At 71.9% G+C, this 26,470-nt stretch carries 24 protein-coding genes and 1 riboswitch; of the genes, 8 read left to right on the forward strand and 16 right to left on the reverse strand.

What is annotated here, in order from left to right; translation table 11 throughout:
• The first annotated feature begins 19 nt into the window (after positions 1 to 19).
• On the forward strand, positions 20 to 727 hold the full coding sequence (gene hemQ / locus ABGB17_RS24655) for a hydrogen peroxide-dependent heme synthase (protein WP_347633537.1): 708 nt from the start codon (positions 20 to 22) through the stop codon (positions 725 to 727).
• A 151-nt stretch (positions 728 to 878) separates the two neighbouring features.
• Positions 879 to 1,514, forward strand: a complete 636-nt coding sequence (locus tag ABGB17_RS24660; protein WP_347633477.1) for a hypothetical protein — start codon at positions 879 to 881, stop codon at positions 1,512 to 1,514.
• A gap of 33 nt (positions 1,515 to 1,547) precedes the next feature.
• On the opposite strand, the gene ABGB17_RS24665 is transcribed toward ABGB17_RS24660, so the two are convergent.
• Both ABGB17_RS24665 and msrB read right to left on the reverse strand, forming a co-directional pair.
• Positions 1,548 to 1,766 (reverse strand): hypothetical protein, encoded by a 219-nt coding sequence (locus tag ABGB17_RS24665; protein WP_347633479.1) that lies wholly within the window; start codon positions 1,764 to 1,766, stop codon positions 1,548 to 1,550.
• A gap of 105 nt (positions 1,767 to 1,871) precedes the next feature.
• Positions 1,872 to 2,270: a peptide-methionine (R)-S-oxide reductase MsrB gene (msrB, locus tag ABGB17_RS24670; RefSeq protein WP_347633481.1), complete on the reverse strand. Its 399-nt coding sequence runs from the start codon at positions 2,268 to 2,270 to the stop codon at positions 1,872 to 1,874.
• Between the two features lie 61 nt (positions 2,271 to 2,331).
• Here msrB and ligD point away from each other — a divergent pair, with 61 nt between their 5' ends.
• Positions 2,332 to 3,333: a non-homologous end-joining DNA ligase gene (gene ligD, locus ABGB17_RS24675; protein ID WP_347633483.1), complete on the forward strand. Its 1,002-nt coding sequence runs from the start codon at positions 2,332 to 2,334 to the stop codon at positions 3,331 to 3,333.
• Here ligD and ABGB17_RS24680 read toward each other — a convergent pair.
• Positions 3,330 to 4,169, reverse strand: a complete 840-nt coding sequence (locus tag ABGB17_RS24680) for an LLM class F420-dependent oxidoreductase (protein ID WP_347633485.1) — start codon at positions 4,167 to 4,169, stop codon at positions 3,330 to 3,332. The two genes, ligD and ABGB17_RS24680, sit on opposite strands and share 4 nt — an antisense overlap.
• A gap of 123 nt (positions 4,170 to 4,292) precedes the next feature.
• Positions 4,293 to 5,447: a PfkB family carbohydrate kinase gene (locus ABGB17_RS24685; RefSeq protein WP_347633487.1), complete on the reverse strand. Its 1,155-nt coding sequence runs from the start codon at positions 5,445 to 5,447 to the stop codon at positions 4,293 to 4,295.
• A gap of 134 nt (positions 5,448 to 5,581) precedes the next feature.
• Between ABGB17_RS24685 and ABGB17_RS24690 the strand changes: the two genes are divergently transcribed.
• From ABGB17_RS24690 to ABGB17_RS24710, 5 genes are all read left to right on the forward strand, one after another.
• The gene (locus ABGB17_RS24690; RefSeq protein ID WP_347633489.1) at positions 5,582 to 6,340 is read left to right on the forward strand and encodes a DeoR/GlpR family DNA-binding transcription regulator; all 759 of its coding nucleotides are present in this window, start codon (positions 5,582 to 5,584) and stop codon (positions 6,338 to 6,340) included.
• Between the two features lie 25 nt (positions 6,341 to 6,365).
• Positions 6,366 to 7,718, forward strand: a complete 1,353-nt coding sequence (locus tag ABGB17_RS24695; RefSeq protein ID WP_347633491.1) for a 6-phospho-beta-glucosidase — start codon at positions 6,366 to 6,368, stop codon at positions 7,716 to 7,718.
• Between the two features lie 83 nt (positions 7,719 to 7,801).
• On the forward strand, positions 7,802 to 8,992 hold the full coding sequence (locus ABGB17_RS24700; protein WP_347633493.1) for an ROK family transcriptional regulator: 1,191 nt from the start codon (positions 7,802 to 7,804) through the stop codon (positions 8,990 to 8,992).
• A gap of 113 nt (positions 8,993 to 9,105) precedes the next feature.
• Positions 9,106 to 11,268 carry a discoidin domain-containing protein gene (locus ABGB17_RS24705; protein WP_347633495.1) on the forward strand — a complete coding sequence of 721 codons (2,163 nt, stop codon included), beginning with the start codon at positions 9,106 to 9,108 and terminating at the stop codon, positions 11,266 to 11,268.
• A gap of 274 nt (positions 11,269 to 11,542) precedes the next feature.
• Positions 11,543 to 14,620, forward strand: coding sequence for a discoidin domain-containing protein (locus ABGB17_RS24710; RefSeq protein WP_347633497.1), 3,078 nt, complete (start codon positions 11,543 to 11,545; stop codon positions 14,618 to 14,620).
• 168 nt (positions 14,621 to 14,788) lie between these two features.
• Here ABGB17_RS24710 and ABGB17_RS24715 read toward each other — a convergent pair whose 3' ends face one another.
• From ABGB17_RS24715 to ABGB17_RS24770, 12 genes are all read right to left on the reverse strand, one after another.
• Positions 14,789 to 15,526, reverse strand: a complete 738-nt coding sequence (locus tag ABGB17_RS24715) for an SRPBCC domain-containing protein (protein WP_347633499.1) — start codon at positions 15,524 to 15,526, stop codon at positions 14,789 to 14,791.
• A 1-nt stretch (position 15,527) separates the two neighbouring features.
• Positions 15,528 to 16,145: a helix-turn-helix domain-containing protein gene (locus ABGB17_RS24720; protein ID WP_347633501.1), complete on the reverse strand. Its 618-nt coding sequence runs from the start codon at positions 16,143 to 16,145 to the stop codon at positions 15,528 to 15,530.
• 71 nt (positions 16,146 to 16,216) lie between these two features.
• Positions 16,217 to 16,765, reverse strand: coding sequence for a hypothetical protein (locus tag ABGB17_RS24725; RefSeq protein WP_347633503.1), 549 nt, complete (start codon positions 16,763 to 16,765; stop codon positions 16,217 to 16,219).
• Positions 16,762 to 17,010: a helix-turn-helix domain-containing protein gene (locus ABGB17_RS24730; RefSeq protein WP_347633504.1), complete on the reverse strand. Its 249-nt coding sequence runs from the start codon at positions 17,008 to 17,010 to the stop codon at positions 16,762 to 16,764. The genes ABGB17_RS24725 and ABGB17_RS24730 overlap by 4 nt, the downstream gene beginning before the upstream one ends.
• A 64-nt stretch (positions 17,011 to 17,074) precedes the next feature.
• The gene (locus tag ABGB17_RS24735; RefSeq protein WP_347633539.1) at positions 17,075 to 18,145 is read right to left on the reverse strand and encodes an ATP-dependent DNA ligase; all 1,071 of its coding nucleotides are present in this window, start codon (positions 18,143 to 18,145) and stop codon (positions 17,075 to 17,077) included.
• Between the two features lie 35 nt (positions 18,146 to 18,180).
• The gene (locus ABGB17_RS24740; protein WP_347633506.1) at positions 18,181 to 18,897 is read right to left on the reverse strand and encodes a pyrimidine reductase family protein; all 717 of its coding nucleotides are present in this window, start codon (positions 18,895 to 18,897) and stop codon (positions 18,181 to 18,183) included.
• A 65-nt stretch (positions 18,898 to 18,962) separates the two neighbouring features.
• Positions 18,963 to 21,086 (reverse strand): glycogen debranching protein GlgX, encoded by a 2,124-nt coding sequence (glgX, locus tag ABGB17_RS24745; protein ID WP_347633508.1) that lies wholly within the window; start codon positions 21,084 to 21,086, stop codon positions 18,963 to 18,965.
• Between the two features lie 314 nt (positions 21,087 to 21,400).
• Positions 21,401 to 21,826: an OsmC family protein gene (locus ABGB17_RS24750; RefSeq protein ID WP_347633510.1), complete on the reverse strand. Its 426-nt coding sequence runs from the start codon at positions 21,824 to 21,826 to the stop codon at positions 21,401 to 21,403.
• A gap of 41 nt (positions 21,827 to 21,867) precedes the next feature.
• Entirely contained in the window at positions 21,868 to 22,635 is a 768-nt protein-coding gene (locus ABGB17_RS24755; protein WP_347633512.1) for an ABC transporter ATP-binding protein, read from the reverse strand.
• Positions 22,632 to 23,462, reverse strand: a complete 831-nt coding sequence (locus ABGB17_RS24760; protein ID WP_347633514.1) for an ABC transporter permease — start codon at positions 23,460 to 23,462, stop codon at positions 22,632 to 22,634. Before ABGB17_RS24760 ends, ABGB17_RS24755 begins: the two co-directional genes overlap by 4 nt.
• On the reverse strand, positions 23,459 to 24,448 hold the full coding sequence (locus tag ABGB17_RS24765) for an ABC transporter substrate-binding protein (protein ID WP_347633516.1): 990 nt from the start codon (positions 24,446 to 24,448) through the stop codon (positions 23,459 to 23,461). Before ABGB17_RS24765 ends, ABGB17_RS24760 begins: the two co-directional genes overlap by 4 nt.
• The gene (locus ABGB17_RS24770) at positions 24,448 to 25,602 is read right to left on the reverse strand and encodes an agmatinase family protein (RefSeq protein WP_347633518.1); all 1,155 of its coding nucleotides are present in this window, start codon (positions 25,600 to 25,602) and stop codon (positions 24,448 to 24,450) included. The genes ABGB17_RS24765 and ABGB17_RS24770 overlap by 1 nt, the downstream gene beginning before the upstream one ends.
• A gap of 49 nt (positions 25,603 to 25,651) precedes the next feature.
• Positions 25,652 to 25,766, reverse strand: a riboswitch (guanidine-I (ykkC/yxkD leader).
• Positions 25,767 to 26,470: the final 704 nt, after the last annotated feature.

Consider the following 26,470-nt stretch of genomic DNA (forward strand, 5'->3'; position numbering starts at 1 on the left):
GAGCGGAGCGGCGGCGGAGCTGACGGAGGACGCGCGGAGGGGGCGGCCCAAGGCGCGGGACCTCAACCAGGTGATCCGGTACACCATGTGGTCGGTGTTCCGGGTGCGCGAGGCGCTGCCCGCGGACCGGGAGACCGTGAGCCACGAGGTCGAGAGCGTGCTGGCCCAGGCGGCGCAGAAGGACGTGGTCACCCGCGGGGTGTACGAGGTGGCCGGGTTCCGGGCGGACGCCGACTACATGTTCTGGTGGCACGCGCCGGCCCCTGAGGACCTGCAGGAGGTCTACGGGCGCTTCCGGCGTACGGCGCTCGGGCGGGCCTGCGAGCCGGTCTGGTCGGTCATGGCGCTGCACCGGCCCGCCGAGTTCAACAAGTCCCACATCCCGGCGTTCCTCGCCGAGGAGGAGCCCCGCGGGTTCGTCAGCGTCTACCCGTTCGTGCGGTCCCTGGAGTGGTACCTGCTGGACGACGCCGAGCGGCGCGCCATGCTGGCCGAGCACGGCAGGCTGGCCCGTGACTACCCCGACGTGCGGGCCAACACGGTGGCGTCGTTCGCCCTGAACGACTTCGAGTGGATCCTGGCCTTCGAGGCCGACGAGCTGCACCGCATCGTCGACCTGATGCGCCACCTGCGCGCCTCGGACGCGCGCCGCCACACCCGCGTCGAGATCCCGTTCTACGCCGGCACCCGCAAGCCGCTGCACGAACTGGTCGCCGGCCTCCCGTAGAAACCGGAATACCTCGAAAAATCGGGCATAGGTTGAGCTATTTCACATGGGTCACTAAAACCGTCACATCTCTACTTTTCTGGAATAACCTCTGTCGCGCCTCAAGGTTTGCGATACTCGGTGAGATTCCCAGGTCGAGGTGAGGCACGGGGTGAGCAGGGACATAGAGGTGGCGCGTTCCAAGCACGGGGGACGGCATCGGCGCCGCCGGGCGCGGCCGGCGGCGGTCTTGCAGGTCGTGACAGGGCTGACCGCACTGACGGTGGCCGCCCTGGCAGTGATCATGATGGTGCGGCCCGCGGGAGACCCGCCGGCGTCCGCCGCGGCGCCGGCGGCCACCGCGACGGCGGCTCCCGGCGTGTCCGAGGGCGACGGCCCCGGGGGCGGCCCCGGGGTGACCGCCGCGGACGCCGGAGGCGCCAAGGCCAAGAAGAAGGACAACGACGCCACCGCGTCCGGCCCGTCGAAGCACACCGACACCGAAGCGGTGGACTATTTCAAACGCCGGTGGACCGCCGACAAGTCGGTGAAACGCATCACCGATATCCGTACCGTCGGCAAATACCTCCGCATCTACACGGACCTGCCCGCCTCCAAGCGCAACTCCAAGGCCGCGATCGACCTGTGCAAGCGCGGCATGGAGTACCTCGTGCAGGAGATCGGCGACGAGCACCCGGTGGTGTTCGTGCAGGCGGAGTTCGGCCAGAACGGCAACCCGGTGCTCGCCAACATCCTCGGCGGCGGCGACCACTCCTGCCGCTTCACGTCCCCGGATCCCGGCAAGTGACCCCGGCCCGCGGCGTTCCGCCCGCGGCGCCGGTCAGTCGCCCTCCGGCTCGGGGGCCGTGGCGGGCCGGTCCGGGCCCGGCAGGTCCGTGAGGCCGAGGCGCGGTGCGGGGCGTGCCTGCGGGTCCTGGCGGCGGACGCGGACCCGGGTCTTGCCGCACACCTCGCAACGTTGCGTGACCACCCGGCCGATGGCCTCGATGGTCTCCCACCTGTGCCGTAGATGCACGCGTCCCCCGTACAGGACGATCATGGTGCGGACGGCGGGTGCGGCGCTCGCCGACCTCCCTACCCCGTGCGGGGGGCACGCATGCGTCGCGTCGCGCGTGTCAGGCCCTGTGCCGGGCATGCGGCGGGCTCAGGAGGGGATGAGGCGCAGGGAGACCGAGTTGATGCAGTAACGGTCGTCGGTCGGCGTCGGGTAGCCCTCGCCGTGGAAGACGTGACCGAGGTGGGAGTCGCACCGGGCACAGCGCACCTCGACGCGCGCCATGCCGTGCGAGCGGTCCTCCAGCAGGGTCACCGCGTCCGACTCCGACGGCTCGAAGAACGACGGCCACCCGCAGTGCGAGTCGAACTTCGTGTCGGACCGGAACAACTCGGCGCCGCAGGCCCGGCAGCAGTACACGCCGGTCGTCTTGGTGTCGACGTACTCCCCGGTGAACGCCCGCTCGGTGCCCGCCTGGCGCAGCACCCGGAACTCCTCCGGCGACAACTCCACGCGCCACTCGGCGTCGCTCTTGACCACCTTCTCCATACCCCTAACCCTATGCGGCCCACCCGTGTCCGTGTCGGTGGCGGGGGGTACCGTCGTTGGCATGCCGTCGCCGTACATCGAGCTGGACGCCGGGGGAAGGGCCGTCAAGGTCACCAACCCTGACAAGATCTATTTCCCCGCCATCGGGGCCACCAAGCGCGAGCTTGTCGAGTACTACATCGCCGTCGGCGAGGGCGCCCTGCGGGCCCTGCGCGACCGGCCCACCTACCTCAAGCGCCACCCGGACGGCGTGCAGACCGACGCCATCTACCAGAAGCGCATCCCGCCGAAACACCCCGACTGGCTCCAGACCGTCACCATCCGGTTCCCGAGCGGCCGCAGCGCCGACGCCCTGCGGGTGACCGAGGTGGCCGCCATCGCTTACTGCGCCAACCTCGCCACCATCGACTTCCACCCCTGGCCCACCCGCTCCGACGACGTCGAGCACCCCGACGAGCTGCGCATCGACATCGACCCGCAGCCCGGCACCGGGTTCGACCAGGCCCGCGAGGTGGCGTACGCCGTGCGCGACCTGCTCGGCGAGCTCGGCATGCGCGGCTTCCCGAAGACGTCCGGCAACCGCGGCATCCACGTCAACGTGCGCATCGAGCGCCGCTGGACCTTCACCGAGGTCCGCTACGCCGCCATCGCGTTCGCCCGCGAGGTGGAGCGCCGCGTCCCCGCCCTCGCCACCACGGCGTGGTGGAAGGAGGAACGCGGCGAGAAGGTCTTCATCGACTACAACCAGAACGCCCGCGACCGCACCGTCGCCAGCGCCTACTCGGTGCGCGCCAAGCCCGAGGCCCCGGTGTCCACCCCGGTGACCTGGGAGGAGCTCCCCGCGGTGGACCCCGCGGCCTTCGACATCCGCACCGTCCCCGGCCGCTTCGCCGAGCTCGGCGACGTGCACCGCGAGATCGACGACGAGTCCTACTCCATCGCCCCCCTCCTCGACCTCTACGCCGACGGCGGCGAGGGCGACATGCCGTACCCTCCCAACTATCCGAAGATGCCGGGCGAGCCGAAGCGGGTGCAGCCCAGCAAGGCCCGCCCGGAGGACTAGCCGAACAAGATGTCCGCCAGCGTGCGGTAGTCGGTGGTGGGGTCGGCGTCGGGGGCGTGCAGCACCTGCACGGCCACGTGGTCGGCGCCGGCCTCCAGGTGGGCCCGCACGCCGCGTTTCACCGCCGCGGGCGGGCCGTGCAGCACCAGCGCGTCCACGAGGCGGTCGCTGCCGGGCGGGGTGGTGTCCTCGTCGGTGAAGCCGAGCCTGCGCAGGTTGGCGAGGTAGTTGCGCAGCCCGAGGTACGGCCGCAGCGTGCGCCTGGCCAGTTCCCTGGCCGCGACGGGGTCCTCCGACAGCACCACCTTCTGCTCGGGCGCGAGCAGCGGCCCTGAGCCGAGGGTCTCGCGGGCCCAGCGGGTGTGCTCGGGTGTCGTCAGGTACGGGTGCGCGCCCGCGGAGCGCTCCCCGGCGAGCCGCAGCACCTTGGGCCCTAGGGCGGCCAGCACCCGCCGCTCGCGTGCCACCCCGCATTCGTCCAGGGTGTCGAGGTAGCGCCGCAGCGCCGTGTAGGGCGCGGCGAACTCCTTGGTGGCCTCCGGGTGGCCGGCCCCGACGCCGAGCAGGAAACGCCCCGGCGCGGCGCGCTCGATGCGGTGGAAGGAGGTGGCCACCTCCCGCGCGCCGGCCGTCCATATGTTCACGATGCCGGTGGCCACGGTGAGCTTGGAGGTGGCCTCCAGCATCCGCTCCGGGACCTCCAGATCGCCGGAGGGGGAGCCGCCGATCCAGAGCGCGCCGTACCCGAGCCGTTCCAGTGATGCGGCGAGGCCGGGATCATCCAGTGCGGCTCCGACACGCCACACCCCGATCTCCCCGAGTGCCGGACTGGTCATCGTCGCCCGTCCTTTCCCAGTACGCGGCCCGCGCACGGAACCGTCGCCCAAGGCCGTTATGTAACCGTTACTGCCGAGCCTGCCATCCGGCGCCCGCCGAGGGCAACGGCGCCGCGCGGGCGGCTATTTGGTGCCGTCCCGCCCCATGAGCCCCACGGCTCCCGCCCCGACGTCGGCCTGCAGCGACATGGTGGCCGCCGCCCGGCGCACCGCGCCGACCGGCACCGTGGGCACCAGCCGGTCCAGGAACGCGTACCTGCGGGCCACCGAGTCCATGTACGCCCCGCTGTGCCCGGCGGCGGCCCGCACCCCGTGCCACCAGTCGGCGATGTCCCCCCACCCGGGCGCGGCGAGCGAGCCGCCGAACTGCTGGACGGCCAGCGCCGAGCACACCCCGGCGAACGCCAGCCGGTCCGCGAGCGGCCATCCGGACAAGGTGCCGAGCACCAGGCCCGCGCCGAACACGTCCCCGGCGCCCGTGGGGTCGAGCGCGGTGACCCGCAGCGCGGGGACGTAGGCCTCCTCGCCGGTGGTCGAGTCGATGGCCATCGCGCCGTTGGCGCCGTCGGTCACCACCGCCAGCGGCACCCGGTCGGCCAGTTCGTACAGCGCCTCACGCGGGGTGTCGGTGCCGGTGTACGCCATCGCCTCCACGCCGTTCGGCATGAACGCGTGGCAGACGGACAACTGGTCGAGCAGCGCGGGCGACCACGCCTCGGACGGGTCCCAGCCGACGTCGGCGAACACCAGCGCCCCGTCCCGGTGCGCCAGGTCGGCCCACGTGGGGGAGTTGCGGTCCCCGAGCGGCTCCTCCACCGACAGCGGCGCGATCACGGCGCGGCAGCGCGGCGGCCGGCCGATCATCTCGGTGGCCGTCATGGGGGCGGGGTGGCCGTGGGTGACCATGCTGCGGTCGCGGTTCACGGCCATCGAGACCGTCACGGGGGAGTGCCAGTGCTGGAAACGGCGGGACCGGGACAGGTCCACCGACTCCTGGTCACGCAGGATGCGCCAGTTGAAGTCGGCGTAGTCGTCGTCGCCGAACGCCGCGGCCATCGAGGTGCGCAGCCCGAGGCGGCTGGAGGCGATGGCGAGGTTGGCGATGCCGCCGGGGCACGAGCCCATGCCGTCCGCCCACACCTCGGTGCCCGCGGCGGGCATCGACTGCAGGCCGGTGAAGATGATGTCCAGGAAGACGGTGCCCGCGGTGAACACGTCGAACTCCGGCGCGTCGGGGCCGCGCTGGTCGGCTAGCGGATCGTAGACCTGGAGAGACACAGACGACGGGTCCTCCGCTCGGCGGTGCGATGTGCGCACTCTCGCACGTTACGGTCACCCATATCAAGAGGTCACCTCGGGTGAGTGCTCGGATCTGCTCAGTTGTGCGCGCATGTGACTGGTACGATCCATTCGTGCTCCAGCACCTCCGGCATGCCGAGATCACGCGCCGGGTGCGCCGCGCGGGCGCGACGAGCGTCCGCGATCTGGCCGCCCAGTTGGGGGTCAGTCCCTCCACGATCCGGCGCGATCTCGAGCTCCTCGGCAGGGACGGCACGCTCACCCGCGTGCGCGGCGGCGCGCTCGCCAGCCCCGACGCCGACGTGGAGCGCCCGTTCGCCGAGGTGCTCGGCGTGGACGAGCAGGACAAGGAGGCGGTGGCGGCCGGCGCGGCGGCCATGGTCGAGGACGGCGAGGTGCTGCTGCTGGACATCGGCACCACCACCGTGCGCCTCGCCCGCCACCTGGCCGGGCGCCGCGTCACCGTGGTCACCTCCAGCCTCGCCGTGCTCGACGTGCTGCGCGACGACTCCGCGGTGGAACTGCTGCTGCTCGGCGGCCGGCTGCGCCGCGCGTACCACTCGCTGGTGGGCATGCTCACCGAGGAGGCGCTGCGCCAGGTCTGCGCCGACCGCCTGTTCCTCGGCGCGGGCGGCGTGCGCCCGGACGGCCAGGTGACCGACACCACGGTCGCCGAGGTGCCGCTGAAGCGTGCCATGATCGCCGCGGCCCGCCAGGTGGTCCTCCTGGTGGACCGCAACAAGTTCCCCGGCACCGGCGCCCTGCGCGTCTGCGGCGCCGAGGACCTCGACGTGCTCGTCACCAACCAGGGTGCCGACCCCGCGACCCTGGCCGCCCTCACCGGCGCGGGCGTCTCGGTGGTGACGGCGTGATCGCGTTGTGGGAGGGGGGACGGCCATGCGGCTGACCATTCTCGGCGGCGGCGGGTTCCGCGTGCCGCTGGTGTACGGCGCGCTGCTGCGCGGCACGTCCGCGCCGGTCGACGAGGTGGTGCTCTACGACGTCTCCGCCGAGCGGCTGACCGCCGTGGGGCACGTGCTGGAGCAGCTCGCGGCCGGCCACCGCACGCCGCCCCGGGTGCGCGTCATCACCGATTTGGACGACGCGCTGCGTGACGCCGCGTTCGTGTTCTCCGCGATCCGGGTCGGCGGGCTGCGCGGCCGCACCGCCGACGAGCGCGTGGCGCTGGAGTGCGGCCTCCTCGGCCAGGAGACCGTCGGCCCCGGCGGCATCGCGTACGGCCTGCGCACCGTGCCGGTGGCCCTGCGTATCGCGGTGCGGATCGCCGCGGTGGCCCCCCGGGCCTGGGTGATCAACTTCACCAACCCGGCCGGCATGATCACCGAGGCGATGCGCCGGGTGCTCGGCGACCGCGTGATCGGCATCTGCGACTCGCCGGTGGCCCTGATCCGCCGCGCGGCACACGCCCTCGGCCTCGACCCCACCCAGGTGGCCCCGGACTACGTCGGCCTCAACCACCTCGGCTGGTTACGCGGTCTGACCCACGACGGCCGGGACGTCCTGCCCGACCTGCTGGCCGACGAGGCCGCGCTCAAGCGGGTCGAGGAGGCCCGCCTGTTCGGCCCCGGCTGGGTGCGGTCCCTCGGTGCCCTGCCCAACGAGTACCTGTACTACTACGACTTCACCCGCGAGGCCGTGGCCGCCATCGGCGGCGCCGCGGAGACCCGCGGCGAGGCCCTGCTCCGTCAGCAGGAGCGTTTCTACGCCACCGTGCGGCGCGACCCCGCCCGCGCGCTGGAGGAGTGGCGCCGCACCCGCAGGGAGCGGGACGCGTCGTACATGGCCGAGACCCGCGACAACGCCCGGGCCGGCGAGCGCGACAGCGCCGACCTGGAGGCCGACGGCTACGAGGGCGTGGCCCTGTCCCTGATGACCGCCCTGGCCCCCGGCGGCGCCCCCACCACCATGATCCTCAACGTCCGCAACGGCTCCGCCGTCCCCGGCCTCCCTCCCGACTCCGTGGTGGAGGTGCCCTGCGTGGTGAACGCCGGCGGTGTCCGCCCCCTGGCCACCCGCCCCCTGCCCGGCCGCTTCCTGGGCCTCACCCAGCAGGTGAAAGCCGCCGAAGAACTGACCATAGAAGCCGCCGTGACCGGCTCCGCCGACCTGGCCGTGCACGCCTTCGCGACCCACCCCCTGGTGGACTCGGTCTCCACCGCCCGCCACCTGCTCGACAACTACCGCACCCGCCTCCCCGCCCTGGCCGCCCTTCTCCCCACCCGCCACTGACCCCGCACCGGCCCGCTCCTCCATATGATCATCTTTCGCACCTTGATTTAACATGGCCGGAAAACCCCAGTGGAGGGCGACGCATGAGCAGGCCTGAGCGCAGGACAGTGCGTGACGTACGGCGCGGGAACCAGGCCATGCTGCTGCGGGCCCTGTACTTCGGCGGCCCCGCCAGCCGCAACGACCTGTGCGAGGCGACCGGGCTGAGCAGCGCCACGGTCAGCACCATGACCGGGGAGCTGCTCGGCGACACCGTGCTGGTCGAGGCGGGCCACGTCGACTCCGACGGCGGCCGTCCCCGGGTCCTGCTGCGCGTGAACCCCGGCTACGGCTACGTGGTCGGCGTCGACGTGGGCGAGACGCAGGTGCGGGTCGAGCTGTTCGACCTGGGCATGACCGAGCGCGCCCGTGCGCTGTACGCGGTCCACTCCGCCCGCCACGACCCCGGGCTCGTCGCGCGGCACATCCTGGAGGGCATCGACACGGTGATCGCCGAGGGCGGCGTCTCGCCGGGCCAGGTGCTGGGCGTCGGCGTCGGCGTCCCCGGCATCGTGGAGCCGGGGCCGGACGCGCTCGTGCGGGCCAAGACGTTCGGCTGGGAGGCGGTCCCGCTGGGCACCCTGCTGCGGGCCGGCACGCCGCTGCCGCTGTACGTGGACAACGGCGCCAAGACGATGGGCCAGGCCGAGCTGTGGTTCGGCGCGGGCCGCGGCACCAGCGACACCGTCGTCATGCTGATCGGCTCGCGCGTCGGCGGCACGATCGTCACCGACGGCGGCATCTACCGCGGCGCCGGGCACGCCGCGGGCGAGATCGGGCACCTGAAGATCGTCACGGGCGGGCGGCCGTGCAAGTGCGGCGGGCGCGGCTGCCTGGAGGCGTACGTCGGGGCCGAGGCGATCCTGGACCGCGCCGGCGTCGTGGCCGACTCGGCGGAGGAGGAGGCGGCGCTGGCCCGCCTGCTCGCGGCGGGTTCTCCCGTCCTGGACGAGACCGTCGAGCTGCTCGGCGTGGGCTTGTCGAACCTGATCCACCTGTTCAATCCCGAGCGCATCGTGATCGGCGGGTGGGCGGGCCTGATGCTGGGGGAGAGCCGGCTGGTGGAGATCCGCGCGGCGACGGCGGCCAACACCCTCCTGCAGCCGTACCGGACCGCCTCCATCATGCTGGGCCGTCTCGGCCCCGACGCGGTCGCCATGGGTGCGGCGACCTTGGTGATCGAGCAGTTCCTCCGGGACGCCAGGTTTCCCACTTCTGTCGGCACTATGTCATAAAAGTTAAATTAAGCATTGACACTACCGCTCGCACATGTGCACTCTCGTGCGAGAGAGCGCTCTCCACACCTCCGCCACTCCCCGTGGCGCACCCCCCGTCGTGAGGAGAAGCAGTGCACCTGTCCCGGCGTCCCGGCAGGCTCGTCCTGTCAGGGATGTTCCTCGCCCTCTTCGCGTTACTCGCATCGTTACTGGTCGCCGGGCCCGTGGCGGCGGCCGACGTGCTGCTGTCGCAGGGGAAGCCGGTCACCGCGTCGTCCACCGAGAACGCGGGCACCCCCGCCTCGGCCGCCGTGGACGGCAACACCGGCACCCGCTGGTCCAGCGCGTTCAGCGACCCGCAGTGGATCCAGGTCGACCTCGGCGCGAGCGCCACCATCGGCCAGGTCGTGCTCCGCTGGGAGGCGGCCTACGGCAGGGCCTTCAAGATCCAGGTCTCCGCCGACGCGGCCGGCTGGACCGACGTCCACTCCACCACCACCGGCACCGGCGGCACGCAGACCCTCACCGTCTCGGGAACCGGCCGTTACGTCCGCATGTACGGCACCACCCGCGCCACCGGCTACGGCTACTCGCTGTGGGAGTTCCAGGTGTACGGCACCATCGGCGGCGGCCCGACCGACCCGCCCCCCGGCGGCGGTGACCTCGGCCCCAACGTGATCGTCTTCGACCCGTCCATGGCGAGCTCCACCATCCAGAGCAGGCTGAACTCCGTCTTCACCACCCAGGAGTCCAACCAGTTCGGCAGCCAGCGCTACGCCCTGCTGTTCAAGCCCGGCAGCTACAACGTCAACGCCAACATCGGCTTCTACACCTCGATCATCGGCCTCGGCCGCAACCCCGACGACGTCACCGTCAACGGCGTCACCGTGGACGCGGGCTGGTTCAACGGCAACGCCACGCAGAACTTCTGGCGTTCGGCGGAGAACCTGTCGATCACGCCGGCGGGCGGCGAGAACCGCTGGGCCGTGTCGCAGGCGGCGCCGTTCCGGCGGATCCACGTGCGCGGCGGCCTCAACCTCGCGCCCACCGGGTACGGCTGGGCCAGCGGCGGCTACATCGCCGACAGCAAGATCGACGGCACGGTGGGCCCGTACTCCCAGCAGCAGTGGCTCACCCGGGACAGCCAGATCGGCGGCTGGACCAACGGCGTGTGGAACATGGTGTTCTCCGGCGTCGTGGGCGCGCCCGCGCAGAGCTTCCCGAACCCGCCCTACACCACCCTCGCCCAGAGCCCGGTGACCAGGGAGAAGCCGTACCTCTACGTCGACTCCGCCGGCGCCTACAACGTCTTCGTCCCCTCGCTGCGGCAGAACACCAGCGGCGCGAGCTGGTCGGGCGGTTCGACCCCCGGCGCGTCGCTCCCGCTGAGCAGGTTCTACGTCGCCAAGCCGTCCGACAGCGCGGCCACCATCAACGCGGCGCTCGCCTCGGGCCTGAACCTGCTGTTCACCCCCGGCATCTACCGCGTCAACCAGACGATCAACATCACCCGGCCGGACACCGTCGTCCTCGGCATCGGCTACCCGACGCTGATCCCGGACAACGGCGTGATCCCGATGGCGACCTCCGACGTCGACGGCATCCGGATCGCCGGCGTGCTCTTCGACGCCGGGCCGGTCAACTCGCCGGTGCTGCTGCGGGTGGGCCCCGACGGCTCCTCCGCCGGGCACGCGTCCAACCCGATCTCCCTGCAGGACGTGTTCTTCAGGATCGGCGGCGCGGGCGCCGGGCGGGCGACCACGAGCCTGGTCGTGAACAGCCACAACACGCTGATCGACCACATCTGGGCCTGGCGCGGCGACCACGGCGCCGGCGTGGGCTGGACCACCAACCCCGCCGACACCGGCCTGATCGTCAACGGCGACAACGTGACGGCGTACGGCCTGTTCGTCGAGCACTACCAGAAGTACCAGGTCATCTGGAACGGCCAGGGCGGCCGCACGATCTTCTTCCAGAACGAGATGCCCTACGACCCGCCGAACCAGGCGGCGTGGATGAACGGCAGCACGCGGGGCTACGCCGCCTACAAGGTGGCGAACTCGGTGACCAGCCATGAGGCGTGGGGCCTCGGCGCCTACTGCTACTTCAACGTCGACCCCTCGGTCGTGGCGGAACGCGGCTTCGAGGCACCCGTCACGTCCGGCGTGCGGTTCCACGACCTGCTCACCGTCTCCCTCGGCGGCAACGGGACCATCGCGCACGTGATCAACGACACCGGGGGCCCCGCCCAGGGCACCGCGACCGTCCCGGTCAACATCGTCAACTACCCCTGATCCCGGGCACGGCGTGACACGGGCACGGCGCGCCGGCGGAGCCTCATGACGCCGGCGCGTCCCCACCGGCGCGGGCGGGCCGCGGCAGCGGTCCGCCCGCCCCGGCCCTCTCCACGCCGGTCAGGACACGCCGGCAGCCCTCCCGCGGCGGACCGGCGCAGCACACGGTCCGCCTTCCTCGACGAGGAGCTCCCCCAATGGAAGTCCGTTCGACGCCCCATCCCGCCTGCTGGTCGCCGTCGGCCGGTAGCCGGCCGGACGCACGGGAGAACCCATGACACACGTCCCTTCGCGGCGTCGCCTCCCGCTCACCGCGCTGACGGTGATGCTGGCGATGGTCGCGAGCGTCCTCGCGGTGCCCCCGCGGGCCGCGTACGCCGCGCCGGTCCTACTCTCGCAGGGCAGGCCCGCCACCGCCTCCTCCACCGAGAACGCCGGCACCCCCGCCTCGGCGGCGGTGGACGGCAACACCGGGACGCGCTGGTCGAGCGCGTTCAGCGACCCGCAGTGGCTCCAGGTCGACCTCGGGGCCACCGCGACGCTCAGCCAGGTCACCTTGAACTGGGAGGCCGCGTACGCCACCTCGTTCAGGATCCAGGTCTCGGGTGACGCCTCGTCCTGGACCGACGTCTACGGCACCACGGCCGGGACCGGCGGCACGCAGAGCCTGACCGTGACCGGGACCGGGCGGTACGTGCGCATGTACGGCACCGTCCGGGCCAACGGGTACGGCTACTCCCTCTGGGAGTTCCAGGTCTACGGCACCACGTCCACCGACCCGCCGCCCCCGCCGGGCGGGACGCCGATCTCGGCCTACAAGCAGGTGACGGCGTCCTCCTTCGAGGGCGGGAACGCCCCGGCGGCGGCGCTCGACGGCCGGACGACCACCCGCTGGTCGAGCCAGTTCTCCGCCGGCCAGTGGCTGCGCGTCGACCTCGGCGGCGCGGGGCGGATCACCGGCCTCACCCTCAACTGGGAGTCCGCCTACGCCACGGCTTACCGCATCGAGGTGTCGGCCGACGGCACCTCCTGGACGACCATCTACTCCACGACCACCGGCAGAGGCGGCGTCGAGAACCTGAACGCCACGGGCAACGGCCGTTACGTCCGCTTCGTCGGGACGACCCGGGCGACCGGCTACGGCTACTCGCTGTGGGAGTTCCAGGTCTTCGGCACCGTCGACACGGCGGCGACGAGCCCGCCGCTGCTGTCCCCGCCCACCAGGGCCCCGGCGACGACCGGCCAGTTCGCGCTGTCCGCCCCCGCCGACCGGGCCATGATCACCGACACCCGGCGGCCCGCCTTCTCGTGGGCGGCCGTCTCGGGCGCGGCCCGGTACGAGGTCTGGCTGAACGTCAGCCGCGCCGACTACGACTTCGCCGCCCCGGGCAGGCTGCTCGACCTCTACACCAAGGTGGCCGAGCCGACCGGCACCGGCTACACGCCGACCTGGGACATCGCCGACCGGTGGACCTACCGGTGGTATGTCGTCGCGGTGAGCGGCTCGGGCACCAGGACCACCTCCGGCATCCGCACCTTCAGCCTGTACCTGCCCGAGATCGAGCAGGTCGCCGACGGTGTCGACGTCATCGGCGGCGCCCGCGACCTGAACAGGAGCGGGACGATCGAGCCGTACGAGAACTGGCGGCTGCCCGTCGAGACCCGGGTGAGCGACCTGCTCGGCCGGATGACCGCCGAGGAGAAGGCCTACCAGCTCTTCTACAACGCCCAGGCCTACCCGCGGTCGGGCTGGCACTTCGGCCCGGCGTTGCCCGGCGACCTGCACAACGTGCTGCTGGCCGCCTCGGGGACCCGGCTCGGCATCCCGCCGGTCTCGGCCGGCGACACCATCGCCGGGTACCAGACCACCTTCCCGCTGCAGAGCGCGCTCGCCGCGGCCAAGAACTACGCGCTCGACCACAAGCTCGGCGACATGCAGCGCCGCGAGGAACTGGAGGTCGGGGCGCGCGGCGTCCTCGGCCCGCTCGCCGAGGTCGGCACCAAGGTTCTCTACCCGCGCATCCAGGAGGGCAACGGCGAGAACGCCGACGTCGCGGCCGCGCAGGTGCGCGCGCTCGTGGCCGGGCTCCAGGGCGGGCCCGAGCTCAACCCCGCCTCGGTGCTGGCCACCGTCAAGCACTGGCCGGGCGAGGGCGCGGGCGGCGAGGCCGGGATCACCTACGACGCCGTCACGATCAAGTACCACATGATCCCGTTCCGGGCGGCGATGGACGCCGGCGCGGTGAACATCATGCCGGGCTACGCCGGGAGCTCCTATTTGGACCCGGGCGGCTCCGGCGCGGGCGACAGCGCCCCGATCCTCGCCTACCTGCGTAACAACCTCGGCTACACCGGTCTCATCACCACCGACTGGCTGCCGTCCGGGGTGTGGATCAAGGCGGCCAACGCCGGCTCCGACGTGATGGGCGGCGCCGATCCCGGCGCGGCCGGTTTCACCATGGCGGGCTTCCTGGCGGGTGTCCCGATCGCGCGGATCAACGACGCGGTGACCCGGGTCCTGCGCCTGAAGTTCACCCTGGGGGTGTTCGAGCGGCCGTACGGCGACCCGGTGAACGGCCCCTACCGGTTCCACCAGCCGTCCTACGTGGCGCTCGCCAACCAGGCGGCCCGCGAGTCCACCACGCTGCTGAAGAACAACGGCGTGCTGCCGCTCCGGCTCAGGGCGGGCGACAACATCGTCGTCGCCGGCCCGCGGGCCACCGACGGCTCGGCCTGCTGCATCTGGACCAGCTACTTCCACCAGGAGCACGGGTCGCGGACCCTGCTGGAGGCGGTCAGGGCGCGGGCGGCCACCGCCGGCGTCAACGTCCACCAGGACACCGGGCCGTCCCCGAGGCTCGCCGTCGTGGCCGTCGGCGAGCCGACCTACACGCACGGCACCGCCTGGGTGAAGGAACGGCCCCAGTTGCCGCCCGACCAGCTCGCGATCATCCAGAACTTCAAGAACCAGGGCATCCCGGTGGTCGTGGTCCTGACCCTCCCGCGGCCCACTGTGATCACCGAGTGGAACGGCCTCGCCGACGCCATCGTGGTGACCTACCGCGGTGGCGAGGAGGTCGGCCCGGCCACCGCCTCCCTGCTGTTCGGCGACTACACGCCGAGCGGCCGGCTCCCGTGGCAGATGCCGCGGAGCCTCGACCAGATCCTCGTGCCCGGCGGCGGCGACGTCCTGGCCGACGCCGTCGAGGACTGGAACATCCCCTACGACCTCGGCGCGACCGCCGCCCAGCGCGCCGAGATCCGTGCCCGCATCGACGCGGGCCAGGCCGTTCCCACCACCTACGGCAGCCCCCTCTACCCCTACGGGGCCGGCCTCCAGGGCTGGTCCTAGCCCCGTTTTCCGCACATCGCCCTCGACGACCTGGACGGATCACTCACCGTACCGAACAACACAGAACACCTGACCAGGGACATTCGGGCTCGTGCGGAAAACAGGCCTAGCCGCGCAGCCGGCCGCCGCGGTCGCCTTTCGGCGTCCGCGGCGGCCGGTGAGGGCGGGTCAGGCCATGGCGGTGGCGAGCCACGTGGTCCAGGACTGCTCGGCGGGGGCCTGCTCGGTGTCGGCGAAGATGTGGTGGCCGGTCATGAGCATCCCGCCGCCGCCGACGAACCGCAGCAGGGCGTCGTCGGTGCGCACGCCGAGGAAGCCCTGGTCCACCGCGGTGTCGACCACGCCGGTGACCGTGCGGCCGTCGATGGTGAACGTCACCGGGTCGCCCTCGACGGGGTCCTTGCTCAGCCCGAGCGCGGCGGTGAGGGCGGTCCAGGCGGCGTCATGGTCGGGCTGGTGCGGGGCGAACGCGGCGACCGGCACGGCGGTGCGGCCCGGGAAGTGCTTCAGGTACAGGGCCAGCGTGCGCAGGTAGAGCGGGTTGCCCTTCTTGAGCGCGTCGTACTGCTCCTCCCAGTCGTCACCCAGGATGCCGCTGTGCACGAGGCGCAGCGCGGTCGCGGCGCCCTCGCGGCCCTCGATGAGGTACTCGAACGCCATGAACGTGCCGTCCTCGGCGGGGGTGCCCTTGTAGGCGAAGCGGTGGTGGGGCTCCCAGGCGGTGACCGTGGACTCGGCGGCGAAACCGGGCATCACCATGCGGCCGGCGCCGCCCACGCGGGGCTCGACCTCGTTGCGCCCCATGAACCAGGAGTCGATGCCGGGGCCGGTGGCGATGGCCGCCCAGACCTGCTCGGGGGTGGCGTCGAGCTCGATGTCATGGGTGAGCTGGAACTCGTGCGACATGTCAGGACTCCTCGGTCTCGGTGGCGGTGGACTCCGCCTTCGGGGGGATGCTCGGGTGAATGGCGACGACGACCCGGTGGTCGCGGCCGCCGGGGCTGTTCTCGTCGTGGTAGCGGCTCACCAGCGCGGTGACCGCCGCGGTCAGTTCCCGGGCGAACGCGGCCCGGTCCGCCGCCGAGGCGAACCGCACCGTGCCGTCCAGCGCGAACGTCGCGACCGGCTTGCCGGCCATCGTCGCCCCGGTGATGAGCTGCCCGACCTCCTTGACCATGCGCGCCGCGACGGCCAGCAGCCAGCGCGCCGACAGCCGGTCGGGAAACCGCTCGGGATCGGGCTGCACCGCGGCCAGCGCCGTCGGCGAGATCACGAACGAGGCGGCGGTGGCCCGCATCACCCGCTCGTTGACGTTGCCCTTGCGCCGCTCCTCGACCAGCTCGACCAGACCGTGGGCCTCCAGGGTCTTGAGGTGATAGTTCACCTTCTGCCGAGGCAGCCCGACGATCGCCGCGAGACTCGTCGCCGAGTGGGGCTCGGCCAGCAGCCCGAGCAGCCGGGCGCGTATCGGGTCGAGCGCGACCTCGGCCGCCGCGGCCTCTTCAATGACTCCCACTTCGAACATGCCGCAACGTTAGCCGCCGACAATTCAGTCTGTCAAGACAAAAAAGATTGTCGGCTTGAGGCGTGGCGGGGTCAGGCCGCCTGGGGCAGGAGGCCGAGGGCCGCGGCGAGGGGGCGCAGGGGGACGCCGTTGCGGCGCATCAGGGAGACCGAGCGGTTGCGGGCGTCGGCGAGGAGGCCGCGGAGGAGGTCCTCGCCGGTGACGGCGGTGCCGCCGTAGTGGGCGGCCACCTCGATGACCTTGCGGGCCCGGGAGGTGAGGGGGAGGTCGCCGGGCGGCCCGGAGAGGGTGACGCGCAGGGGGCGGGCGGGGGAGCGGCGCAGGTGCCAGCGGGACGGGTCGTCCATCGGGACCAGGGCCGACATGCGGCGCCGCACCCCGTCCAGGTCGATGCCGAGCCCGGCGAGCAACTCCCGGTCGCCGGCGGCGACGATCCCGGGGCGGATCGCCTCGGGCTCCAGCGTGAAGGCGTCCAGTTGGCCGGCGAACGGGCGGGTCTCGGCGAGCGCCAGCAGCACGGCGTCCTCGTCCAGGACACGGCGGCCGCCGTCCAGGCTCAGCAGCGCCGCGCGGATCATGGTGTGGCGGGCGGCCGGGGTGTAACGCCGGAAGATGGTCACTGCGGGCTCCTCTGGCTGTCGTGGTGTCCGCTGTCGACGCGGCGGGCATGTTTGCGGTGCGCCGACTGCCGCCGCACGCCGAGGGCGGCGGCGATCTCCTCCCAGGACCACCCCTGGGCCCGTGCGGCGCTGACGTGCACCGCCTCCAGCTCCTCGAGGAGGCGGCGCAGCGCCGCGACCGCGGCCAGCCCGACCCTCGGGTCCTGCCCGTCGGCGGCCTCGGCGAGTTCCGATGCGGTGTTCATGTCTGTCAGCATAAGCTGACATGCCCGCCCGTGTCAGCACGAGCTGACACATTGGTCCGGGTGATCAGCGGGCCAGGATGTCGTCCAGGTTGTAGTCCACCGGGCTTTCCAGTTGGGCGTAGGTGCAGGACTCCGGGGTGCGGTCCGGGCGGTAGTGGCGGAACTGGGCGGTGTGGCGGAAGCGGTTGCCTTCCATGTGGTCGTAGGCGACCTCGATCACCAGTTCGGGGCGCAGGGGGATGAAGGAGAGGTCCTTGGCGGCGTTCCAGCGGGAGATGGCGCCGGGCATGCGCTGGGTGGTGCCCTCCGTCTGGGACATCCAGCCGGCCCAGGGGTGGGCGGAGAGGTCCTCCAGGAGGTACGGCTTCAGTTCCTCCACCAGCTCGGCGCGGCGCTTCATCGGGAAGGACGCCGAGACGCCCACGTGGTGGAGGACGCCCGCGTCGTCGTAGAGGCCGAGGAGCAGGGAGCCCACGATCGGGCCGGTCTTGTGCTCGCGGTAGCCGCAGACCACGACGTCGGCGGTGCGTTCGTGCTTGACCTTGAACATCGTGCGCTTGTCCGGCTCGTACGGCTTGTCGGTGGGCTTGACGATGATGCCGTCCAGGCCGGCGCCCTCGAACATCTCGAACCACTCGTGGGCGCGCTCGTCGATGTCGGTGACGGGGGTGAGGCGCACCCGGTCACCGGCCGCGGCCATGACGTCCACCAGGCGGGCGCGGCGCTCGCTGAAGGGGGCGTCCATCAGGTTGAGGTCTCCGGTGGCGAGCAGGTCGAAGCCGATGAACGAGGCGGGGGTCTGCTCGGACAGCAGGAGCACGCGGGACTTCGCCGGGTGGATGCGGTTCTGCAGGGTGTCGAAGTCGAGTGCCTGGCCCTTGCGCACGACGATCTCGCCGTCCACCACGCAACGTTCGGGCAGCTCGCGCCGCACCGCCTCGACCAGCTCGGGGAAGTAGCGGGTGAACGGGCGTTCGTTGCGGCTGCCGAGGTACACCTCGTCGCCGTCGCGGAACACGACGCACCGGAAGCCGTCCCACTTGGGCTCGTACAGCAGGTTCCCGTCCTGCGGCGGCAGTGCCTTGATCGGCTTGGCCAGCATCGGCGCCACCGGCGGCCGGACGGGCAGGTTCATCTCGGGCGGCGGCTCCAGCGGCGGAGCGGGACGGCTCATCGGGGCTCCCGGGTGTACTTGCAGAACAGGAAACCGTCCTCTTCCAGGACGTGGGAGAGGGTCGTCGGGGTGTGCGACGGCGGGCCGTCGAGGATGCGGGCCGCGTCGCCGCCGATCAGCAGGGGGCTGACGGTCAGGCACAGCTCGTCCACGAGCCCGGCGGCCGCGAGCTGGGCGTTGATCCGGGGGCCGCCCTCGCACAGCACCCGCCCGAGGCCGCGTTCGCCCAGCGCGGCGACGGCGAGCGCCATGTCCACGCGGTCGCCGCCCGCCACGATGACGTCGGCGACCTTCGCGGCGCGGCTCCTGAGCTCGGCGGGGGCGGTCTCGGCGGTGATCACGACGGTGCGGGCCAGGGCCTCGGTGAACAGGGGAGAGGTGAGGTCGAGGTCCAGCCGGCCGGTGATGACCGCGATCGGCGGCGCGGGCGGGCGGCCCGCGCGCAGCGGCTCCCACGAGGCGCGGGGCCGGGCCGGGCCGTACCCCTCGGCGCGCACGGTGGCGGCGCCCGCCAGCACCACGTCGGCCAGGCCGCGCAGCACCCCGAACAGCCGCCGGTCGCCCTTGCTCGACAGCCCCTCGGAGAGGCCGCCGACAGAGATGCCGCCGTCGGCGCTCGCGACCATGTTGAGGCGCACCCACCGCTCGCGCGGGTAGGCGTAGGCGGCGGCCAGGTCCACATCGCCCGCCGGGCCGGGATGGATGCGTCGCACGCCCTCTACCTTGGCACAGACGCACCGGGAGCCCCAGCCGGGGGCGCCGGCGAGGGGCGGGCCGGTCAGGAGCGGGCGGTGGAGCGCAGGATGCGCATGGAGCGGTTGGTGATCTGGACGGCGCCGCCTGGAGGGGTGGTGTGCTCGGGCGGGCGTGCGGGCCAGGACTCGTCGTCGGCGGTGTCGAGCACCTGTTGCCATCCGGGGGCGAACTCGGCGCCGGGCAGGGTGAACGTGATGGGCTCGTGGTGGGCGTTGACCAGCAGCAGGAAGGAGTCGTCCGCGATGCGCTCGCCGCGCGGGCCGGGCTCGATGATCGCCTCACCGTTGAGGAACACCGCCATCGCCTTGCCGAAGCCGCTGTGCCAGTCGCTGGAGGTCATCTCCTTGCCGGACGGGGTGAGCCACACGATGTCCCGCAGGTCGCCCTCGCGGACCCGCCCCTGGAAGAACCGGCGCCGCCGGAACACCGGGTGCTGACTGCGGAACCGGGCGAGGCCCCGCACGAACGACAGCAGGCCGGCCTCGGTCCGCAGGCCGGACCAGTCCACCCAGGACACCTCGTTGTCCTGGCAGTAGGCGTTGTTGTTGCCGCCCTGGGTGCGGCCGATCTCGTCGCCGTGCAGCAACATCGGCACGCCCTGCGACACGAACAGCGTGGTCAGGAAGTTGCGGCGCTGACGGCGGCGCAGCGTGACGATGGCGGGGTCCTCCACCGGGCCCTCGGCCCCGCAGTTCCACGAGCGGTTGTCGTCGGTGCCGTCGCGGTTGTCCTCGCCGTTGGCCTCGTTGTGCTTGTGGTCGTAGGACACGAGGTCGGTGAGGGTGAAGCCGTCGTGGCAGGTCGGGAAGTTGATGGACGCGACGGGACGGCGCCCGCTGTTGGCGTACAGGTCGGAGGAGCCGGTGATGCGCGAGGCGAACTCCGGCAGCACCGAGGGGCCGCCGCGCCAGAAGTCGCGCACGCTGTCGCGGTACTTGCCGTTCCACTCGGTCCACAGCGGCGGGAAGTTGCCCACCTGGTAGCCGCCCGGCCCGACGTCCCACGGCTCGGCGATGAGCTTGACCTGCGAGATCACCGGGTCCTGCTGGATGAGGTCGAAGAACGACGACAGCCGGTCCACGTCGTGAAGCTCGCGGGCCAGCGCGGCGGCGAGGTCGAACCGGAAGCCGTCCACGTGCATCTCCAGCACCCAGTACCGCAGCGAGTCCATGATCAACTGAAGGGCGTGGGGGGAGCGGACGTTGAGGGAGTTGCCGCAGCCGGTGTAGTCGAGCAGCAGGCGGCGGTCGGCGTCCAGCAGCCGGTAGTACGAGGCGTTGTCGATGCCGCGGTACGCCAGCGTGGGGCCCATGTGGTCGCCCTCGGCGGTGTGGTTGTACACCACGTCGAGGATCACCTCGATGCCCGCCTCGTGCAGGGCCCGCACCATGGCCTTGAACTCCGGCACCTGCTCGCCGCGCTGCCCCGAGCTGGAGTAGGTGTTGTGCGGCGCGAGGAAGGCGATGGTGTTGTAACCCCAGTAGTTGGTGAGCCCGCGGGCCACCAGGGCGTGCTCGGGCACGAACTGGTGCACCGGCATCAGCTCCACGGCGGTCACACCGAGGCCGAGCAGGTGGTCGACGACCGCCGGGTGGGCGAGGCCGGCGTAGGTGCCGCGCTGGTGCTCGGGCACGTCGGGGTGGCGCATGGTGAGCCCGCGCACGTGCGCCTCGTAGATGACGGTCTGGTGGTACGGCGTGCGCGGCGGCCGGTCGTCGCCCCAGTCGAAGAACGGGTTGACCACGACGTTCTTCGGCATGAACGGCGCGCTGTCGGCGGGGTTCGGCCGGGCCGGGTCGGTGAACTGGTAGGAGAACAGCGAGCGGTCCCACTGGACCTCGCCCTCGACGGCCTTGGCGTAGGGGTCGAGCAGCAGCTTGCCGGGGTCGCAACGGTGGCCCCGCGCCGGGTCGTCCGGCCCGTGCACGCGGTAGCCGTACCGCTGGCCGGGGCCGACGCCGGGGAGGTAGCCGTGCCAGACGAAGCCGTCGACCTCCGGCAGGTCGATGCGAGTCTCGTTCCCGGCGTCGTCGAAGAGACAGAGCTCGATCCGTTCGGCGACCTCGGAGAAGAGCGCGAAGCTCGTCCCCCTGCCGTCCCAGGTGGCGCCGAGGGGATACGGCTCTCCCGGCCATACCTCACGCATGTAGCCTCATCGTGGTCGTGGAACGGTCCGCGGTGCCGCCCGATCCCGTGGCATGTGTCCCTTTCGTGACCCGGCGCCCGGCCGCTCCTTCCAGTGGTCCGACGTGAGGCTCCGTTGCCGTGGACCGGGACGTCCGCGTCCTGGCGCTACTGTCGATGGTAGGGCCGGTCGCTCGATTTACCAGATCTTTCGCTGCCGGTGGTCCGCTGGTCACGACACGTCAAGCTACCTGAATACTGATAAATCCGGACATAGAATGGCCCCCGGCGGCGGGATGCCACACGGGGGCCGTCGAACCGGCCTCGCCGGACGGGTCAGACCAGTTCGGCGTTCAACGTGATCGTGGTGCCGGTGAGGGCCTTGCTGACCGGGCAGTTGGTCTTGGCGGTCTCGGCGGCCGTCTGGAAGTCCTCGGCCGAGATGCCGGGCACCTGGGCGCGGACCGAGAGCACGATGCCGGTGATGCCCTCACCCGGCTGGAACGTCACGTCCGCCCGGGTCTCCACCGACTGCGGCGGCGTGCCCGCCTGGGCGAGGCCGTGGGACAGCGCCATGGAGAAACACGAGGAGTGCGCCGCCGCGATGAGCTCCTCGGGGCTGGTCTTGCCGTTGGCCTGCTCGGCGCGCGAGGGCCAGGACACGTCGAACGTGCCGACCCCGGAGCTGTTGAGCTCGACCACGCCGTAGCCCTGGAGCAGCGCGCCCTTCCACTGCGTGGTGGCGGTACGAGTCGTCGCCATCGCGACCATCCTTCCGATGCTGGATCTGTTACAAGCCGAACCTACACGCGCGCCTGGTGCGCCCGGTGCTCGGCACGGACCAGATCCTCCACCTCCGCCCGCTGCCCGAGGAAACCGGGGGAGCGCTTCAGCTCGAGCGCCCGTTCGGCCGGCAGGTCCACGATCATGTCGCGGGCCACCCGGCCGGGGTCGCAGGACAGCACCAGCACCCGGCCGCCGAGGAACACGGCCTCCTCCACGTCGTGCGTGACCATGATCACGGTGGTGGGCTCGTCCCGCCACACCTGGCGCACGAAGACCTGCATGTCCTCCTTGGTCTGCACGTCCAGGGCGCCGAACGGCTCGTCGAGCAGCAGCACCCGCGGCGAGCAGGCCAGCGCCCGCGCGATCGCCACCCGCTGCTGCTGGCCGCCGGACAGCCGGCCGGGCAGCGCCGCGGCCATGTCCCGCAGCCCCACCTCGTCCAGCAGCCGGGCCACCCGCGCGTCCCGCTCACGGCGCGGCACGCCGAGGGCCTCAAGGCCGAACGCGACGTTGCGCGCGACGCTGCGCCACGGGTACAGCGAGGCCGTCTGGAACACCAGGCCGCGCTCCGGGCCCGGCCCGGTGACCTCCTGGCCGTCCAGCAGCACCCGCCCGGTGGTGGGGCGGGTCAGCCCGGCGATCAGCGAGAGCAGGGTGGACTTGCCCGAGCCGCTGGCGCCCACCACGCAGACGAACTCCCCGGCGGCGACGGTGAGGTCCAGGTCCGCCAGCACCGGGCGTCCCTGGACGAACTCCTTGCCCACCGACGAAAGGCGCAGTGTCACGCCGACCACCGCCCCACGCGGACGCGCACCAGGCGCAGCGTCACGTCGATGGTGAGGCCGATCAGCCCGATCACCACGAGGATCGCGAAGATCTTGTCGGTCTGCAGGAACCGCTGGGCCCGCGTGATGCGGTAGCCGAGCCCGGAGGTGGCCGCGATCAGCTCGGCCACCACCACGAAGTTCCACGCGGCCGCCGCGTTCACCCGCATCGCGTCGATCATGCCGGGCAGCGCGTACGGGAACACGACCCGGGCGGCCACCCGCGCCCGTCCCGCGCCGAGCGTCGCCGACACCTCCAGGAGCCGCCGGGGCACCTGCCGCACCGCGTCCGCGGTCATCAGGGTGTTGAAGAACACCACGCCGAGCACCAGCAGCGCCACCTTGGACGCCTCGCCGATGCCGAGCCAGATGATCAGCAGCGGGATGAACGCCGAGGCGGGCAGGTAGCGCAGCAGCCCGATCATCGGCTCCAGCAGGGCCTGCGCCGCGGGCAGCGCCCCCATGGTGAAGCCCAGCGGCACCGAGACGAGCACCGCGAGCACGAAGCCGAGGCCGATCCTGCCGAGGCTCGCGGCGAGGTCCGACCACAGCTCCCCGCTCGCCGCCATCTCCGCCCCCGCGGACCACACGGCGGCGGGGGAGGGCAGGAACGCCGGGTCCATCGCCCCGCTCGCGCTGAGGGCGGTCCAGGCGGCCAGCGGGACGAGCACGGACGCCGCGCGCAGCGTCCAGGCGACCGGCGCGGACACGCCGCCGTGCAGCAGCCGCACCCGCCGCGCCCGGGGCGCGGCGGCCGGCGGGGCGTCCATGACGGTTCCCGTGCTCACGGCTGTATCGCCATGACGAACTTCGGTTCCAGCAGCCCGTCCAGCGTGGGGGCGGTGTCCACCAGCTTGCTCGCGACCAGGAAGTCGGAGATCTGCTTGGCCCGCGCGGGCAGTTCGCCGGTGAACGCCGCGCGGTTCTGCTCCAGCGTGAAGATCGTGGTGCCCTTGTCGTAGGTCTGGTAGTCCGCGACGCTCACCCCGGCGCGCTTGGCCATGATCTCCAGGGCCTTGTCCCGGTTGGCGGAGATCCACGCCAGCGTGTCGAACCACGTCTTCACCAGGGCCTGCACACTCTTGGCGTCCCGGTCGAGCAGGTCCTTGGTCACCACCAGGTGGTCGGGGATCGCGCCGGGGAAGTCGGCGGACGTCGCGATGGCCGCGCTGCCCGGCCGCTTCAGCGCGGTCGTGGTGAACGGCGCGAACACCCCGACCGCGTCCACCCGCCCGGCCACGAACGCGGCGGCGGCCGCGTCGGTGGGCAGTGGCTGGAACGTCACGTCCGCCTCGGTCAGCCCGGCCTTCTCCAGCGCGAGCAGCAGCAGGTAGTGGTCCACGGTGCCCTGCTCGGCGGCCACCGTCATGCCCTTGAGGCCGGCGACGGACGTCACGCCCTCCTTGGCGATGATCTGGTCGTTGCCGGTGGAGTTGTCGTTGACCAGCACGACGGTCTCCTTGGCGCCGCCCGCCACCGACGCGAGGGTGTCGTTGAGCGTCTGGCTGTTGGCGTCGATGTTGCCGGTGGCCAGGGCGTTCAGGCTGTCGGTGTAGCTGTCGAAGTACTTCAGCTCCACCTGCACGCCGTTCTTGGCGAACAGCCCCTGTTCCTGCGCGACCTGCCAGGGGAACCAGCCGGGCCAGGCGCTGAAACCCAGCGTGATCTTGGGGGTGGCGCCGCCGGACGGCTCGGCGGGATCCTGCCCGGCGCCGCCGCAGCCCGTGGTGAGGGCGAGCAGGACGGCGACCGGGAGGACGAGGCGACGGAACATCACTCAGCTCCCCTTTCGGGAGTGTCGTGCGTGGAGGGCTGCGCCGGGCGCTTCGGCAGGTGGCCGGACCGGACCAGGCACCCGAGGGTGTCGCAGATGACCCGGGTGGCGATGAGGGCGGTGATCTCGGCGTTGTCGTACGGCGGGGCGCACTCGACGACCTCGATGCCCGCGAGCGGGCGGGCGTCCGCGATGAGCTGGATGAACTTCAGCACCTCGCGCGGCAGGAACCCGCCGGGCTCGGGCCAGCCGGTGCCCGGGACGAACGCCGCGTCCAGGCAGTCCACGTCGAACGACAACCAGACCGCCTCCGCGCCGTCCCAGGCGACCTCCAGGGCACGTTCGGCGGCGGCCTCGATGCCCATCTCGACGCAGTCGGTGACCGTCATGATGGTGGTGCCGCGCTCGCGGCCCACCTTCACGCCGGGGCGGGGGGCCTGCCAGCCGCCGATGCCGATCTGCACGAGGTTCTTCGGCGGCACGTTCGGGATGTCGGTCGCGTGGAACCACGGCGTGGTGTGCATCCGCTCGTCCAGGTCGGTCTCCTGGGTGTCCACGTGCCGGTCGAAGTGGATGATCCCGACGTTGCCCTGGACGTGCTCGGCGATCCCGCGCACCGTGGGGTAGCCGATGGAGTGGTCGCCGCCGAGCACCACGGGGAACGCGCCGCTGGCGTAGACGTGGGAGACCGCCTTGCTGATCTGGTCGAACGTCTTCTCGATGTTGGCCGGGATGGTGAACACGTCCCCGAGGTCCGCGATGGTGATGGACTCCCGCAGGTCCACCCCGAGCTCGAAGCTGTACGGCCCGTACAGCGCCGAGATCTTGCGGATGCCCTGCGGCCCGAACCGCGTGCCCGACCGGTAGGTGGTGCCGCCGTCGAACGGCGCCCCGAGCACCGCCACGTCGTACTCGCCGCACCGGCGCACGTCCTCCAGGTACGGCGCCTTGAGGAAGGTGTTGATGCCCGCGAAGTGCGGCAGCTCGCCGCGGGAGAAGGTCGGGATGGTCCGGTCGACGATGGAGTCCGCTCCCGGGAGCCCCAGCTCCAGCCCGCGCTCGATCTCGCGCCGGTGCATGGTGAGCGGCAGCTCCGCCTCGCGCTCCACGGCGTACCGGGCCTCGGGTCCATAGTGATCGTGAAGGTGACCCATGGCACTCCCTCTCGGAAAATGCCTCACACAGGAGGCAGCCGACAAGACTGTCTCCCGGGTTTTTGTCCCGCCGTGGAACGCCCGTCCCACCGGACGAGCGCCTGCATCTCTCGGACCAGCCCCTCGCCCCGCGGGCCGAGGACGGAACCCTAGATGCGCCTCACCCGTTGACGGGTGAGTCCCCTTCATGACAGCGCCGCGCTGTTTCCTCCGCGTTTCCACGCGGTAGCGGATCGGTGACGGGCGTGCTCGGCCGCCACGGCGGCCCCATCCGCCGGGGTGCCACGGCGTGGTGCTCGCACCATGGTGATGTTAGCGCTCTCATTCGGGGATTTCTCTTACCAGACGCCAGAGAGGTGCTGTTCTCGCTGGGCGGAGTGTCAGGTACTAGATCCATAAAATCGTTCGCATGTGACCGCTCCCACTCCACTGATATCTGATATCTCGTAAATGCCGCGGGCTGCGCGCACGCCCGGCCCGGAGCGTCCCGGCGGTGCGCCGGGCCGCCGTCCACCGAGGTCCGGCCTGCCGTCCACCCGGGATCCGGAGCCTGTGCCGGCGGAACGCCGGCCGTCCCGGCGGCCCCGGAAACGCGCGCGGAAACGACAGAGCGGCATCCGTGTAAAACCTCTAGTCAGGTGCCGCAGAGAATGGCCGTTCGAGAAATCGCGGTGAATGTCGGCCCGAATTCTCCGGCCACGCCTGTATCGGCGTGACGGCGTTCTCATGCCGCGGGACCCCCGGCTCCGGTCTCCGGCCGGGAGTCTCGACGACGGCGGGCGCAGGCCGCTCTGGCAGGCGTGATCGCAGGAGAGGCCGCCGGACTCCCGCCGCCGCGGGGCGGGTCCGTATTCCGAAAATTTCCGGG

Origin of the sequence: Sphaerisporangium sp. B11E5 (assembly GCF_039871875.1) — a bacterium.
Lineage (GTDB): Bacteria > Actinomycetota > Actinomycetes > Streptosporangiales > Streptosporangiaceae > Sphaerisporangium.

Coding starts and splice junctions, on each gene's coding strand:
- ABGB17_RS24700 (WP_347633493.1), top strand. CDS start 7,802: ATGAGCAGGCCTGAGCGCAGGACAGTGCGTGACGTACGGCGCGGGAAC.
- msrB (WP_347633481.1), bottom strand. CDS start 2,270: ATGGAGAAGGTGGTCAAGAGCGACGCCGAGTGGCGCGTGGAGTTGTCG.
- glgX (WP_347633508.1), bottom strand. CDS start 21,086: ATGCGTGAGGTATGGCCGGGAGAGCCGTATCCCCTCGGCGCCACCTGG.
- ABGB17_RS24765 (WP_347633516.1), bottom strand. CDS start 24,448: ATGTTCCGTCGCCTCGTCCTCCCGGTCGCCGTCCTGCTCGCCCTCACC.
- ABGB17_RS24680 (WP_347633485.1), bottom strand. CDS start 4,169: ATGACCAGTCCGGCACTCGGGGAGATCGGGGTGTGGCGTGTCGGAGCC.
- ABGB17_RS24720 (WP_347633501.1), bottom strand. CDS start 16,145: ATGTTCGAAGTGGGAGTCATTGAAGAGGCCGCGGCGGCCGAGGTCGCG.
- ABGB17_RS24735 (WP_347633539.1), bottom strand. CDS start 18,145: ATGAACCTGCCCGTCCGGCCGCCGGTGGCGCCGATGCTGGCCAAGCCG.
- ABGB17_RS24695 (WP_347633491.1), top strand. CDS start 6,366: ATGCGGCTGACCATTCTCGGCGGCGGCGGGTTCCGCGTGCCGCTGGTG.
- ABGB17_RS24770 (WP_347633518.1), bottom strand. CDS start 25,602: ATGGGTCACCTTCACGATCACTATGGACCCGAGGCCCGGTACGCCGTG.
- ABGB17_RS24730 (WP_347633504.1), bottom strand. CDS start 17,010: ATGAACACCGCATCGGAACTCGCCGAGGCCGCCGACGGGCAGGACCCG.
- ABGB17_RS24710 (WP_347633497.1), top strand. CDS start 11,543: ATGACACACGTCCCTTCGCGGCGTCGCCTCCCGCTCACCGCGCTGACG.
- ABGB17_RS24665 (WP_347633479.1), bottom strand. CDS start 1,766: ATGATCGTCCTGTACGGGGGACGCGTGCATCTACGGCACAGGTGGGAG.
- ligD (WP_347633483.1), top strand. CDS start 2,332: ATGCCGTCGCCGTACATCGAGCTGGACGCCGGGGGAAGGGCCGTCAAG.
- ABGB17_RS24715 (WP_347633499.1), bottom strand. CDS start 15,526: ATGTCGCACGAGTTCCAGCTCACCCATGACATCGAGCTCGACGCCACC.
- ABGB17_RS24750 (WP_347633510.1), bottom strand. CDS start 21,826: ATGGCGACGACTCGTACCGCCACCACGCAGTGGAAGGGCGCGCTGCTC.